The organism is Kitasatospora sp. NPDC041917 (genome assembly GCF_055589745.1).
In genome coordinates this window covers 35,397-49,633 of the sequence record NZ_JBVJBI010000002.1, presented here as the reverse complement: position 1 = coordinate 49,633, position 14,237 = coordinate 35,397, and the positions used below count along the sequence as shown (strand labels likewise).

The 14,237-nt window shown below is 74.7% G+C and carries 11 protein-coding genes; 6 read left to right on the top strand and 5 right to left on the bottom strand.

Annotation, left to right across the window (positions count from 1 at the left end; genetic code table 11):
* Positions 1-44: 44 nt before the first annotated feature.
* Entirely contained in the window at positions 45-458 is a 414-nt protein-coding gene (locus tag ACZ6EM_RS02380; protein ID WP_380358054.1) for a MarR family winged helix-turn-helix transcriptional regulator, read from the bottom strand.
* A gap of 54 nt (positions 459-512) precedes the next feature.
* Between ACZ6EM_RS02380 and ACZ6EM_RS02375 the strand changes: the two genes are divergently transcribed.
* Positions 513-1,325, top strand: coding sequence for an SAM-dependent methyltransferase (locus tag ACZ6EM_RS02375; protein ID WP_465771415.1), 813 nt, complete (start codon positions 513-515; stop codon positions 1,323-1,325).
* An 84-nt stretch (positions 1,326-1,409) separates the two neighbouring features.
* Here ACZ6EM_RS02375 and ACZ6EM_RS02370 read toward each other — a convergent pair whose 3' ends face one another.
* Entirely contained in the window at positions 1,410-2,075 is a 666-nt protein-coding gene (locus ACZ6EM_RS02370; RefSeq protein ID WP_465771414.1) for a helix-turn-helix transcriptional regulator, read from the bottom strand.
* Between the two features lie 160 nt (positions 2,076-2,235).
* On the opposite strand from ACZ6EM_RS02370, the gene ACZ6EM_RS02365 reads away from it, so the two are divergent.
* On the top strand, positions 2,236-5,442 hold the full coding sequence (locus ACZ6EM_RS02365) for a cytochrome P450 (RefSeq protein ID WP_465771413.1): 3,207 nt from the start codon (positions 2,236-2,238) through the stop codon (positions 5,440-5,442).
* 76 nt (positions 5,443-5,518) lie between these two features.
* On the opposite strand, the gene ACZ6EM_RS02360 is transcribed toward ACZ6EM_RS02365, so the two are convergent.
* From ACZ6EM_RS02360 to ACZ6EM_RS02350, 3 genes are all read right to left on the bottom strand, one after another.
* The gene (locus tag ACZ6EM_RS02360) at positions 5,519-6,403 is read right to left on the bottom strand and encodes a S1 family peptidase (protein ID WP_465771412.1); all 885 of its coding nucleotides are present in this window, start codon (positions 6,401-6,403) and stop codon (positions 5,519-5,521) included.
* 591 nt (positions 6,404-6,994) lie between these two features.
* Positions 6,995-7,552 carry a GNAT family N-acetyltransferase gene (locus tag ACZ6EM_RS02355; protein ID WP_401054778.1) on the bottom strand — a complete coding sequence of 186 codons (558 nt, stop codon included), beginning with the start codon at positions 7,550-7,552 and terminating at the stop codon, positions 6,995-6,997.
* Between the two features lie 64 nt (positions 7,553-7,616).
* The gene (locus tag ACZ6EM_RS02350) at positions 7,617-8,288 is read right to left on the bottom strand and encodes a phosphoribosyltransferase (RefSeq protein WP_465771410.1); all 672 of its coding nucleotides are present in this window, start codon (positions 8,286-8,288) and stop codon (positions 7,617-7,619) included.
* 436 nt (positions 8,289-8,724) lie between these two features.
* Between ACZ6EM_RS02350 and ACZ6EM_RS02345 the strand changes: the two genes are divergently transcribed.
* The 4 genes from ACZ6EM_RS02345 to ACZ6EM_RS02330 all read left to right on the top strand — a co-directional run bounded on the left by ACZ6EM_RS02345 (position 8,725) and on the right by ACZ6EM_RS02330 (position 14,233).
* A complete protein-coding gene (locus tag ACZ6EM_RS02345; RefSeq protein ID WP_401054774.1) occupies positions 8,725-9,159 on the top strand; it encodes an STAS domain-containing protein in 435 nt (144 codons plus the stop codon).
* A gap of 11 nt (positions 9,160-9,170) precedes the next feature.
* Complete coding sequence (locus ACZ6EM_RS02340; protein WP_401054772.1) at positions 9,171-9,665, top strand: ATP-binding protein; 495 nt, start codon at positions 9,171-9,173, stop codon at positions 9,663-9,665.
* A gap of 114 nt (positions 9,666-9,779) precedes the next feature.
* On the top strand, positions 9,780-10,151 hold the full coding sequence (locus tag ACZ6EM_RS02335) for an STAS domain-containing protein (protein ID WP_465771409.1): 372 nt from the start codon (positions 9,780-9,782) through the stop codon (positions 10,149-10,151).
* A gap of 203 nt (positions 10,152-10,354) precedes the next feature.
* Positions 10,355-14,233: a HAMP domain-containing protein gene (locus ACZ6EM_RS02330; protein WP_452179237.1), complete on the top strand. Its 3,879-nt coding sequence runs from the start codon at positions 10,355-10,357 to the stop codon at positions 14,231-14,233.
* The last annotated feature ends 4 nt before the right edge of the window (positions 14,234-14,237 follow it).

The window sequence follows — 14,237 nt, the reverse complement described above, 5'->3', positions numbered from 1 at the left end:
CGGCCGGTCAGGAGCGGGCGGCCTGGGGGAACGGACGGGGACGATCAGGGCAGCAGCAGGCCGGCGAGCTCGTCCAGCAGTTCGGCGACCCTGCGGGCCTTCGCCGGGTCCGGGACGGCCTTGGCGATGACCGGCTCGGCGGGCCGGGCGACGTGGGCGCGGATGGCGCGTCGGGCGTGGTCGGAGACGGTCAGCAGGGTGCGCCGCCCGTCGGCCGGGTCGGGCGCGGCGTCGAGCAGGCCCTGTTCGCGCAGCCGGGCGACGGAGACCGAGACGTGGCTCTGGGCGAAGCCGGTCCGGACCCGGATCTCCTGGACGGAGGTGGCGGGGTGCCGGTACACGTCGGCGATCACGGCGATCTCCCCGGGGGTGAGGTGCTCGGAGGCCGGGTCGGTGATCAGGGCGCGGCCGAGTTCGGTCAACCGCTTGCCGAGTCTGAGGAGTTGCACGCCGTCCATGCCCGACAGAATACATCTTCACCGATGCATCGGTGGCGATGTAGATTGCCGGGCATGACGACCTCCGAACCGCTCAGCCCGGTCTCCCGCACCGCCCTGTCCGTCGCCCGGGTGCGGGCCTACGAGAGCTCCCGCCCCGACCCGCTCTTCGTCGACCCGTACGCCCTGGCGTTCGTCACCGCCGCCGGCCTCGAACCGGCCCTGTCCGGGCCGGTCAGCAACCTCGCCAGGGGCCTGGTCACCCACGGCATCCTGCGCACCCGCTTCTACGACGACCGGCTGCCCGCCGCCGGCGCCGACCAGGTGGTGCTGCTGGCGGCCGGCCTGGACACCCGGGCGTACCGGCTGGACTGGCCGGCCGGCACCCGGGTGTTCGAGCTCGACCTGGGCCCGGTGCTGGCCTTCAAGGAGCAGGTCCTGGACGGGCTCGGCGCCGTGCCGCGGGCCGGGCGCACCGCCCTGGCCGCCGACCTGCTGGACCCGACCTGGCCCGAGCGACTGGTCGCGGCCGGGTTCGACCCGGCGCGGCGCTCGGTCTGGCTGGCCGAGGGGCTGCTGGTCTACCTCACGGCCGAGGAGGCGGCCGGACTGCTCACGGCGGTGGGCGGGCTGGCGGCCCCGGGCAGCCGACTGCTGCTGGAGCAGGGCCGGGACGTGAGCCGCACACCGCACGACCCGGCGCTCGCCCACGTGACCGGGCTGTGGCGCGGCGGCCTCGGCCCGGACACCGGCGGATGGCTCGACCGGAACGGCTGGACCGTCGGCATCACCACCCTGGTCCGGCTCGGGGAGGCCTACGGGCGCCCGCTGCCGGACCCCTCCACCACGACGGCCTTCATCGAGGCCGTACGGCGCCCGGCGGACTGACCTCCCGGGTCCGCGGGGCCGTGCCCGGGAATCACCTGGGCACGCCCGGCGGACCGGCCCGGGTGCCCCCGGGCCCTCGCCCGCTCAGCGGGCCGGCCGCGGCGGCCAGGCGCCCGGGGCCAGGACGCCGGTGGCGTAGGCCCTGGCGACCAGGGCGGTGCGGTTGGGGACGCGCCAGCGCCGGGTGAGCCGGGCCAGGTGGTAGTTGACCCCGTCCGGGGTGACACCGATCTCCCGGGCGATCTGCGCCGTGGTGTCGCCCCGGGCCGCCGCGGCCAGGATCCGGGCCTCGACCGGGCTGACCTCGACCTGCGGGCCGGGAGCCGGGGCGACGGCCGCCGGCTGCGCCGCCCGCAGCGACAGCAGCAGGCTCGGGGTCTGCTCCGGGCTGTCGCCGACCAGGTCGACGGTCATCTCGCCGTGCCGCTCGCTGCCGTCGGCGGCCGTCCAGGAGACCCGCGCCGGGTACTGCGAGCGGCGGTGCAGCCGGACGGCCTCGGTGAGCGCCTCAAGGGTGCCGGTGTCCCGCAGGGTGAAGAACTCCAGGATCCTACGGTTGTGCAACTGACCTGGCAAGCGGCCGAATTCGACCGCCATGGCGCGGTTGACGATCAGGATGCGCCCGCCGAACTCGCACACCGCGATCGGCAGCGGCACGTGGTCCAGCAACCGCAGCGCCCGGTTGCGCCAGATCACCGCCGCTTCCCGCGGGCTGTCCGGTACCGGGCCGCAGCCCTCGGTCGTCCGCATCCGTGACTCTCCTTCCCCGGGGCCGACGCTGACGGTCCGTAGCAAGCCCGTGACCGACCCGGGCACTACACAATCATGTAGTGACCGCGGCCCGCACCCCCTCCCGGTGGGCGCACAGTGGTGGGAGACGAATGTTTCCTGCCGTGGGAGGGGCACACCGATGACCGAGACCGTGGAGCGCACGACCGAGGACGGGCGGGCGGCCGGGGGCGAGAGCCGGGCCGTCCCGCTGGTGGACATCTCGGCGATGCCGCCGGCCGCCGCCCCGGTGCTGCGCATCATGGAGCTTGCCAGAGAGCACGGCCCGGCCTTCGTCCAGCGACTGCACGGCCGGGACACCCTGGTCGTCAGCGGCCTGGAGCTGGTCACCGAGCTGGCCGACGAGACCCGGTTCACCAAGTCGATCGGCCTGGCCCTGGAGAACGTCCGGCAGTTCACCGGAGACGGCCTGTTCACCGCCTACAACGAGGAGCCCAACTGGGCCCGGGCGCACGACATCCTGATGCCCGCCTTCGCGCTCGGCTCGATGCGCACCTACCACCCGGTGATGCTGCGGGTGGCCCGCCGGCTGGTCGACTCCTGGGACCGCCGGGAGGCCGCCGGACAGCCGGTGGACGTGCCCGGCGACATGACCCGGATGACCCTGGACACCATCGGCCTGGCCGGGTTCGGCTTCGACTTCGGTTCCTTCGAGCGGGACGAGCCGCACCCCTTCGTCGAGGCGATGGTGCGCTGCCTGGAATGGGCGATGACCAGCCTCACCCGCGACCCGGAGGCGGACCACCGCGAGCGCGACGCGGTCTTCCGCGCCGACTCCGACTACCTGGCCGCCGTGGTGGACGAGGTGATCGCCGCCCGCGCCGAGGAGGACGTCCAGGGCCCGGCCGAGGACCTGCTCGGTCTGATGCTCGGCGCCGTTCGCCCCGCGGACGGCACCCGGCTGGACGCCGAGAACATCCGCAACCAGGTGATCACCTTCCTGATCGCCGGCCACGAGACCACCTCCGGCGCGCTCTCCTTCGCGCTGTACTACCTGGCCAAGCACCCGACCGCGCTGCGCCAGGTGCAGCGGGAGGTGGACGAACTCTGGGGCGGCCAGGCCGATCCCGAGCCCTCCTACGAGGACGTCGGACGGCTGCGCCACACCCGCCAGGTGCTCAACGAGGCGCTGCGACTGTGGCCGACGGCGCCCGCGTTCAGCCGGGAGGCGCGCGCGGACACCCTGCTCGGCGGACGCATCCCGCTGCGCGCCGGGGAGACCGTCCTCGTCAGCACGCCGCTGCTGCACCGCGACCCGGCGTGGGGCGACAACCCGGAGCTGTTCGACCCGTCCCGGTTCGACCCGGAGCGCGAGGAGAGCCGCTCCCCGCACGCCTTCAAGCCCTTCGGCACCGGCGAACGCGCCTGCATCGGACGGCAGTTCGCGCTGCACGAGGCCGTCATGCTGCTCGGCATGCTGGTGCACCGCTACCGGCTGATCGACCACGCCGACTACCGGCTGACCCTCAAGCAGACGCTCACCATCAAGCCCGACGGGTTCACCCTCGGCCTCGCCCGGCGCACGGCCGCCCCGGCCTTCGACGCCTCCCCCGCGGACTCCCTCGCCGCCACCGCGCCGGCGGCGGTCGACCGGCAGGCCGGACCGGCCGCCGGGCGTCCCGGACGGGTCCGGCGGGGCACCGGGCTGCTGCTCCTGCACGGCTCCAACTACGGTGCCTGCCGGGAGTTCACCCGGCAGCTCGCGGAGGCCGCCGCCGACCTCGGCTGCGAGACCGCGACCGCCCCGCTGGACGCGTACGCGGACGGCCTGCCCACCGACCGGCCGGTGGTGATCACCGCCGCCTCGTACCACGGGCAGCCGACCGACGACGCGGCCCGGTTCGTCCGCGGGCTCCAGGAGTCCCGGGAGGGCGGCGGGGCCGAGGGCGTCGAGTACGCGGTGCTCGGCATCGGCGACCGCACCTACGCCGCGACCTACCAGCGCGTCCCGGCGCTGATCGACGACCGGCTCGCCGAGCTCGGCGGCACCCGGCTGCTGGCCCGCGCCGAGGCCGACGCCTCCGGCGACCTGGAGGGCACCGTGCGGCAGTTCACCGGGGCGCTGCGCGAGGCCCTGCTGGCGCGCTACGGGGACGCCGACGCCCCCGCCGGGATGCCGCCGGTGGCCGCGTACACGGTGACCGAGGTGACCGGCGGCCCGTTGGCCGCGCTCGCCGCCCGGCACGACACGGTGGAGCTGACCGTCACCGCCGTCGGCAGCCTGACCGACCCGGCCTACCACCGGGTCAAGCGGCTGGTCCGGCTGGCCCTGCCGGAGGGCACCGGCTACCGGACCGCCGACCACCTCACCGTGCTCCCGGCCAACGACCCGGTGCTGGTCGAGCGCGCCGCCAAGCTGTTCGGCGCCGACCCGGACACGGTGCTGAACATCGTGGCGCACCGGCGCACCGCACCGGCCGTCGACCGTCCGCTGACCGTCCGCGAGCTGCTCACCCGTCACGTCGAGCTGCAGGACCGCCCGAACGCCGAGCAGCGCGCCGCGCTGGCGGCGCTCAACCCCTGCCCGCCCGAACAGGCCGCCCTGCGGGCCCTGCCCGCCGACGACCCGCGCACCCTGCTGGACCTGATCGAGGACCACCCGGCGCTGCGGGAGCGGCTGAGCTGGCCGGTGCTGCTGGAACTGCTGCCGCCGATCCGGCCGCGGCACTACTCGATCTCCTCCTCGCCCACCGGCGACCCCGGCCAGGTGGAGCTGATGGTCTCGGTGCTCAGCGCCCCGGCCCGCTCGGGCCGGGGGACCTTCCGGGGCGCCGGATCCGGCTACCTCGACCGGGTCGCCGTCGGCGACACCGTGCTGGCCCGGGTCCAGCCCTGCCGGGAGGCGTTCCGGATCGGGCACCGCACCCCGGTGGTCATGATCGCGGCCGGCACCGGCCTGGCACCCTTTCGGGGCGCCGTCGCCGACCGCCGGGCGCTGCTCGCGCGGGGCGCCGCCCTCGCCCCGGCGCTGCTGTACTTCGGCTGCGACGACGAGGCGGCGGACTACCTGCACCGCGGCGAGCTGGAGGCCGCCGAGCGGGCCGGCGCGGTCTCGCTGCGGCCCGCCTTCAGCGAGCGGCCCCACCAGGGGCGGCGCTACGTGCAGGACCGGATCGCCGCCGAGGCGGCCGAGGTCTGGGAGCTGCTGGATTCCGACGCCGAGGTGTACGTGTGCGGCGACGGGGCCCGGATGGCGCCGGGCGTCCGGGCGGCCTTCCGGGCGCTGTACCGGGAGCGCACCCCGGGCGCCGACGAGCAGCGGGCGCAGGCCTGGCTGCAGGGGCTGATCGAGGCCGGCCGGTACGTCGAGGACGTGTACGCGGGCTGACCCTCCCGCGCCGGGGACGGCCGTGGGCCCGCCGCATCGGTGCGGCGGCCCCACGGCTCGGGCGGAAGGGCTCGGGTCAGTACACGCTGACGTTGTACGCGGAGAGCGCCGCGTTGACCGGCTGGTAGAAGGTCGTCCCGCCGGAGGTGCAGTCGCCGCTGCCGCCCGAGGTGAGGCCGAGCGCCTTGGTGCCGTCGTACAGCGGGCCGCCCGAGTCGCCGGCCTCGGCGCAGACGTTGGTCTGGATCAGGCCGCGGACGGTGCTGCCGTCGGTGTAGCGCACGGTGGCGTTGAGGCCGGTGACGGTGCCGCCGTGGGTGCCGGTGGTCGAGCCGGTGCGCTTCACCGCCTCGCCGACGACGGCGTTCGGGGCGGAGGTGAAGCCGCCCGGGTGGCTAAGGGTGCTGTTGTCGTAGCGGACCAGCGCGTAGTCGTGGCCGGGGAAGGTCGAGCCGATGGTGGGGCCGATCAGGGTGCTGTGGGCGACGTCGGTGTACCAGTCGGGGGCGACGTTGCCGCAGTGCCCGGCGGTGAGGAAGTAGTAGGTGCTGCCGCTCACCACGTTGAAGCCGAGCGAGCAGCGGTACTCGCCGCCGTAGATGGCGTCGCCGGCGGCGAGCAGCGGGGTGAACACGCCGGGGACGCGGTGGACGTCGAGGTTGGGCGCGGAGGGGCCGGCGGCCTTCATCAGCCGGGCGAGCGAGGACGGGGAGACGGTGCTGTCGGCGGTCACCACGACGCGTCCGGCGGCTTCGTCGACGTACCAGGCCGTGCCGTCGACCTCGGCGTTCAGAATGGCGTCGCTGATCGCCGAGAGCTGTTCCGGTTCGGCGGTGCGGGTGGGAGCGGCGGCGGCGCCCGGCGCGGCGACCGCGGTCGCGGTCAGCAGGCCGAGGGCCGCGGCGAGCAGGCGGAAGCGGCGTGTGCTGCCGGTGCGGGGCGTGGTGCGCGTGGTCCTCACCGATCTCCTCCTGAGGGGGTGACGGCCCTGAGGGTTGGGGCCGTGAAGCGCGGTCAGGGGATGGGCGGACCCCGGTCGTTGCTCTCCGGAAGCACGGCGGATGATCAGCTCCTGATCGGCGCTGTCCGGAAGTATGAGGAAACGGACCGTTCGGTACAAGCTTCCCGAGGGGGTGTCGGCGGACCCGCAGGCCCGGGAGTGAGCCTGCGGGTCCGCCGTTCGGCGGTTGCCGTGCGGTTCCTGCCCGGCGGGCCCGGTGCGGGCCCGGTGCGGGCCCGGTGAGGCGCCGGTGAGGTGCCGGCCATGGCGTGCCTCGGTCGAGGTGATGAACCGTCAACTGAATGTCCTGGGGAAGCGATCGGAAGAAAGTGTTATCGGCGTGGACAGGGAGGGTCTCCTGGGCACGGGAGTGAACGCGCGATGCCGTGGGTGAGGTCCACGGCGGAACCGCGGAGTTCGAGATGGGGCACTGCGCGCGGAGCCGGAAGGCTCCGACCGCGTCCGCTCCCGACGCGTCGGCCGGATCGTTGCGACCCGGCCGACGCACCCGGCGGTCCGCATGCTCTCCCCCCTGGCTGCGGACCGCCGGGCTCACCGGGCCGGGGCCTGCTCCCGGGGCAGCCGCCAGACCAGTTCCTCCCCGGTCTCGGCCGGGGCGAGCGCCTCCGCCGGGCGGCGCAGGTACTCGGTGAAGCCGAGGCGGGCCGGGACGGCGCCGCTGGCCCGGTTGGCCGGGTCGTGGACGATCTCGACGTACTCCACCCCGGGGAGACGGAAGGCCTCACCGGCCAGGGCCCGCACGCTCCGGGTGGCCAGCCCGCGCCCGGTGGCGGCGGGGTGCAGCCAGTAGCCGATCTCTCGGACCCCGGCCGGGGTGTCCTCGCGCCGGAACAGCCCGCAGGCGCCGACGATCGCGCCGTCGAGAACGATCGCGTACGTGAAGTCCTGCCCGCTCGCCCAGAGTTCCGCCCGGCCGGTGAGGAACTCGGCGGTCTTGGCCCGGCTGTGCTCGGCCACCCAGGGCATCCAGGGCCGCAAGTGCTCCAACGACTCCTCGATGACCGCGAAGAACTCGGACAGGTCCGACTCGCCGTCGAAGCGGCGAAGGACGGCCCCGTCCATGGCGATGACGTGCTGGGGATGGTTCATGGCAGGAGGATGGTCCGTACACCCTCTGCCCGGCAAAGGATTTTGTCGCGGAGCCGGACGCGGCTCAGCCCCGGCCGGCACCGGCGCGGCCGACCGGGGTGCGCCGCTGCAGCAGGACGGCCGCCTCGCGGTCGGTGACCTCGTGGAACTCGCCGTACCAGGGCCCGGCGGCGTGCGCGTAGCGGGGCAGATGGAGGCAGACCACCGCGTCCACGTCCCGGCGCAGGTCGGCCGCGATCCGGGCGTCGCAGACCGGCGCCGCGAGGATCAGCCGCGCCGGGTGGTCGGCGGCGAGGGCGTGGACGGCCGCCCGGGCGGTGAGGGCGTTGGTCAGGCCGTCGGAAACCAGGACGACGGTGCGCCCGTCCAACGGCAGCCGGTCCCGGCCCGGGCGGTAGAGCGCCTCGCGGCGGTGGACCTCCACCCGCTCCCGCTTGACGCTCGCGCCCAGCTCGGCCGCGGTGACGCCGAGGTTCCTCAGGGTGTGCCGGTCGACCAGCGGCGCGTCGCCGTCGGCGATCGCGCCGATCGGGCGGTCGTGGCCGCGGACGGCCAGTGACCGGACCACCGTGGCGTCGAGCGGGGCGTCCAGGGCCTCGGCGACCTCCGCCGCCACCGGCAGCCCGCCGGGGGCGAGCCCGAGAACCACCACCCCGGTACCGGCCCGCCCGCTCAGCAGCGGGGCGAGCCTGCGGGCCAGCTGGTGTCCGGCGGTGCTGCGGTCGAGGAATCTCACGGGTCCGTCCTTGTTCTCCTGCGTTCGTGCCCCTGCCGGGCCCCGGGGCGGCAGGAACCGGCGAGCGTCCCGCGGCCCCGCCACCAAGGCGACTTCCCCGCCACGGCGGGCTCTAACGTCCTCGCGCGAAACGTCCTCGCGCGAAACGTCCTCGCGCGAAACGTCCTCGCGCGAAACGTCCTCGCGCGAAACGTCCGCGCGCCAAACGTCCGCGCGCGCCGGCCCGCGCGGGCGACCCGGGACGTGCTCCCGGGCCGGCGGCGGTACGTGTGTCCCGGCCGGGTTCGGGCAGACGCGGGGCATGGACGACCGACGGACGGTGCTCCCGCCCGCACCCGGGATACTCGCGGGTACGGCCGTCCGCGCGGCCCGGCACGGCGCGCGCGATGATGGTCGGGACGGCGCCCCGCCGTCCCCACCGGACCGGGAGCGAGCCATGCCACGGCCATCCGAGCAACCCTGCGAACCCACCGGGGAGCACGAGTCCGGCGGCCTGTGGGTCGAGGTCGGGGACCGGGGGCCGGTACGGATCGTCACCGTCACCGGGGAGCTGGACCACGACACCGCGGACGACCTGCGGACCGCCCTCGCCCGGCCGCCGTCGGCGTCCGGCATCGAGCGGATCGTCGTCGACCTCGCCGGCCTGCGGTTCTGCGACTCGACCGGGTTGAACGTCCTGCTGCGCGCCCGGCTGGACGCCGAGGGGGACGGGGTGCGGCTGGAGCTGGCGGGCGCCGGCCCGCTGGTGGTGCGGCTGCTCGCGATCACCGGGGCCGACGGCGTGCTGCGGGTCCACCCCGACCTCCGCACGGCGCTGGAGGCGCCCGGCGAGGGCCCGGCCGGGCCGGCCGCACCGCCCGAGCCGAGGTGAGGAGGCAGACCGTGGACCGCCCCGGGAACGGTGGGCCGCCGAGTCGGGAGCAGAGCAGGCGGCTGGCGCTGGAGGGCAGCGCCGGCGCGGTGCAGCGCAGCCGGGAGTTCAGCCGGCGGGCGCTGGTGTCCTGGCAGTGGCTGCCGGCCCCCGACGAGGACCGGCGGGCCGCGGCCGAGGACGTCCTGCTGATGGTCTCCGAACTGGTCACCAACGCCTGCCTGCACGCCCCCGGCGGCCCGCGCGAGCTGCGGCTCCACTGGGACGGCGCCCGGCTGCGGGTGGAGGTCGCGGACGCCAGTCCCGTCCCGCCGCGGCTGCGCCCCTTCGCCGGTGCGGGGCGGCCGGGCGGGCACGGGCTGCGGGTGGTGGACCGGCTCGCCGACGCCTGGGGATCCCGGCCCGAGGACGGCGGGAAGCTGGTCTGGCTGGAGGTGCCGCGCCCGCCGGCCCTGACGACGGCCGGGGCGGGCGGGGCGCCCGGGGAGCCGCAGCGGCCCGGCTGATCGCGGCCCGTCCCCGCCCGGGGGTTTCCGGCGTTCCGCAGCGGACAGCCGCAGGGGTGTGAGCGCCGGCATCGACCGAGCCCGGTCCTCACCGAGCGAGAGGAGCGCGGAGCCATGACGCAGCGCCCGCCGAAGTCCGGGGACCCGGCCATCGACCGGGCCGAGGGGCTCAGCATCGAGGTCCGGCCGTGGGCCCTGGGCACCGTCCTGGTGCTGGTCGGCGAGCTCGACCTCGACTCCAGCGGGGACCTGCGGGCCGCGCTCGACCGGGCTTTCGCCGAGCCGGCCGGCGTGGTCGTGGTGGACTGCGCCGGACTGGAGTTCTGCGACTCCACCGGGCTCAACGCCCTGCTGCGGGCCAAGGCCCGGGCGGCGGTGGACGGCAGCCGGATCGAGCTGGCCCGGCCCCGGCCGCTGATCCTGCGGATGCTCGAACTCACCGGCGCCACCGACGCCTTTCCGATCCGCGAGACCGTGCCGGGCTGAGGCCGGTGGGGCCGCTGGGGCCTGCCGCCCCCGCCCGGGCCCGTCCGCCCCGGGTGTCCGCCCCTGCCCCGGGCGCATCCGCCCCGAGTGTCGCCCCCGGCCCGCGGTGGCACAGTGGGAGCAGGGCGGCAGCCCGTCGCCCTGGGGTCCGAGGTGCCCGGACGGCGCACCCCGGCCGTGCGAGCGATCCGGACGGTGGGCGGATGGACGAGCACCCGGTAGCCGCAGCCCCCGCGGCCGATCCGGCCGAGCAGGCGCTGCGGCAGCTGCTCGCCGGTCTGACGGCCGTGCGCGACGGGGACTTCCGGACCCGGCTCGCCCCGGACCGGCCGGGGGTGCTGGGGGAGATCGCCGAGGTCTTCAACGGCATGGCCGACCAGCTGGCCCGGGTGACCTCCGAGGTGACCAGGGTGGCCCGGGAGGTCGGCAGCGACGGGCGGCTCGGCGGCCAGGCGCAGGTACCGGACGCGACCGGGACCTGGCTGGAGCTGACCGACTCGGTGAACGCGATGGCCGGCAACCTGACCTGGCAGGTGCGCAACATCGCCCAGGTCACCACGGCGGTGGCGCGCGGTGACCTCACCCAGAAGATCGAGGTGGACGCGCGCGGCGAGATCCTGGAGCTCAAGAGCACCGTCAACACCATGGTGGACACCCTGTCCTCGTTCGCGGACGAGGTGACCAGGGTGGCCCGGGAGGTGGGCACCGAGGGCCGGCTCGGCGGCCAGGCGCAGGTGCCGGGCGTCGCCGGGACGTGGCGCGACCTGACCGACTCGGTGAACGCGATGGCGGGCAACCTGACCTGGCAGGTGCGCAACATCGCCCAGGTGGCGACCGCCGTGGCCGAGGGGGACCTCACCCAGAAGATCTCGGTCGCCGCCCGCGGGGAGATCCTGGAACTCAAGACGACCATCAACACGATGGTCGACCAGCTGTCCTCCTTCGCGGACGAGGTGACCAGGGTCGCCCGGGAGGTCGGCACCGAGGGCCGGCTCGGCGGCCAGGCGGACGTCCGGGACGTCTCCGGCACCTGGCGGGCGCTCACCGAGTCCGTCAACGTCATGGCCGACAACCTCACCGCCCAGGTCCGTTCGATCGCCGAGGTGACCACCGCCGTCGCGGAGGGCGATCTGACCCAGAAGATCCGGGTCGACGCGCGCGGCGAGATCCTGGAGCTGAAGGAGACCATCAACACGATGGTCGACCAGCTGTCCTCCTTCGCGGACGAGGTCACCAGGGTCGCCCGGGAGGTCGGCACCGCCGGGAACCTGGGCGGCCAGGCCACCGTGCGGGGGGTCTCCGGGACGTGGAAGGACCTCACCGACAACGTCAACGTGATGGCCTCCAACCTGACCGGCCAGGTCCGCTCGATGTCCGAGGTGGCGACCGCGGTGGCGCGCGGCGACCTCTCCCGGAAGATCACCGTCGAGGCCGAGGGCGAGGTCGCGGCCCTCGCCGCGGCCATCAACACCATGGTGGACACGCTGTCCGCCTTCGCCGACGAGGTCACCAGGGTCGCCCGCGAGGTCGGCACCGAGGGCATCCTGGGCGGCCAGGCCCGGGTGCCCAACGTCGCCGGGACCTGGAAGGACCTCACCGACAACGTCAACTTCATGGCGCACAACCTGACCAGCCAGGTGCGCAACATCGCCCAGGTCACCACCGCCGTCGCCGACGGCGACCTGACCCGCAAGATCGACGTGGACGCGCGCGGCGAGATCCTGGAGCTCAAGACCACCGTCAACACGATGGTCGACCAGCTGTCCTCCTTCGCCGCCGAGGTGACCAGGGTGGCCCGGGAGGTCGGCAGCGAGGGCCGGCTCGGCGGGCAGGCCCGGGTGGAGGGCGTCTCCGGCACCTGGAAGCGGCTCACCGAGAACGTCAACGAGCTGGCCGGCAACCTCACCCGGCAGGTCCGCGCCATCGCCGAGGTCACCAGCGCCGTCGCGGCCGGAGACCTGACCCGCTCGATCAGCGTGGACGCCTCCGGCGAGGTCGCCGACCTCAAGGACAACATCAACGCGATGGTCGGATCGCTGCGCGAGACCACCCTGGCCAACCAGGAGCAGGACTGGCTCAAGAGCAACCTGGCCCGCTTCTCCGCCGCCATCCAGGCCCGGCGGGACATCCGCGCCGTCGCCGGGATGATCACCGACGAGCTGACCCCGCTGGTCGGCGCCCAGTACGGCGCGTTCTTCCTCGCCGAGGAGGGCGCGGACGGCACCGAACTGGCCCTGATCAGCGCCTACGGCCGCCCGGCCGGGGAGCAGCGGCGGCTGCGGCTGGGGGAGTCCCTGGTCGGCCAGGCCGCCCGGACCCGGCGGACCGTCGCGGTGGACGACCTGCCGCCCGGCTACGCCACCGTCTCCTCCGGCGCGGGCGGCGCCGACGCCCGCTCGCTGGTCGTCCTGCCGATCGCCCTGGAGGAGTGGCTGATCGGCGTGCTGGAGTTCGCCTCGGTCCACCCGTTCACCCAGGTCCACCGCGACTTCCTGACCCAGTTCGCCGAGGCCTGCGGGGTCAACCTCGGCAACCTGCTGGCCAACGCGCGCACCGACGAGCTGCTCGGCGAGTCCCAGCGGCTCACCGCCGAACTCCAGTCCCAGTCGCAGGAGTTGCAGGAAGGACAGGAGGAACTGCGCCGCTCCAACGCCGAACTGGAGGACAAGGCCGCGCTGCTCGCCCAGCGCAACCGGGACATCGAGGCGAAGAACCTGGAGATCGAGCAGGCCCGCCAGGAACTGGAGGAAAGGGCGCAGGAGTTGACCCGGACCTCGATGTACAAGTCGGAGTTCCTGGCCAACATGAGCCACGAGCTGCGCACCCCGCTGAACAGCCTGCTCATCCTCGCCCAACTGCTCGCCGAGAACAGCGGCGGCAACCTCACCCCCAAACAGGTCGAGTACGCGGGCGTCATCCACTCGGCCGGCACCGACCTGCTCCAGCTCATCAACGACATCCTGGACCTCTCCAAGGTGGAGGCCGGGAAGATGGACCTGTCCATCGAGCCCTTCGCGGTGCGCGAACTGCTGGAGTACGTGGAGTCCGGCTTCCGGCCGCTGGCCGACCAGAAGGGGCTCGCCTTCGAGGTGGCCGTCGACCGGGCCGTGCCGGAACGGATCGTCACCGATCAGGCGCGGCTGCGCCAGGTGCTGCACAACCTGCTCTCCAACGCCGTCAAGTTCACCGACACCGGCCGGGTCGAGCTGCGGATCGAACGCGTCGAGGAGGCCGAGCTGCCGCCCGGACTCGGGCGCGCGCCCGCCGCGGTGGCCTTCCACGTCGACGACAGCGGGATCGGCATCGACCCGGCCCACCTGGACACCATCTTCGGAGCCTTCCAGCAGGCCGACGGCTCCACCGCGCGGCGCTACGGCGGCACCGGCCTCGGCCTGTCGATCAGCCGGGAGCTCGCCCGGCTGCTCGGCGGCGCCATCACCGTCCGCTCCGCGGCGGGGCAGGGCAGCCGGTTCACGCTGTACCTGCCGCTGGACGAGCAGGCGGCGGCGACGGGCGGCACGCCGGTGCTCGGGAACGGGGGCGGCGGCGCGGCCCCCGGGGGCGTGGAGCGGGTCGGCGGACCGGACGAGCAGCGGGTGCGGGTGATCCGGGCGCTCGGCGACGAGAGCCCCTCGGCGGTGGGGGAGACCGGGGAGACCGGGGAGACCGGGGAGAGCGACGCGCCCCCGGTCGTGGCGGGACCGCTCGCCGGACGGACCGTGCTGATCGTCGACGACGACATCCGCAACGTCTTCGCGCTCACCGCCGCCCTGGAACGGCACGGGCTGACCATCCTGCACGCGGCCGACGGCCGCGCCGGGCTCGACCTGCTGCGCGCCCACCCGGAGACCGACCTGGTGCTGATGGACGTCATGATGCCCGAACTGGACGGCTACGCCGCCATCGCGGAGATCCGCGCCGACGCCCGCTTCGATCAGCTGCCGGTCGTCGCCGTCACCGCCAAGGCCATGCCCGGCGACCGGGACCGCAGCCTGGCCGCCGGGGCCGACGACCACATCACCAAGCCGGTCGACACCGGCCGGCTGCTGGAGCGGATGCGGGAATGGCTGGACGCGTCATGACCGC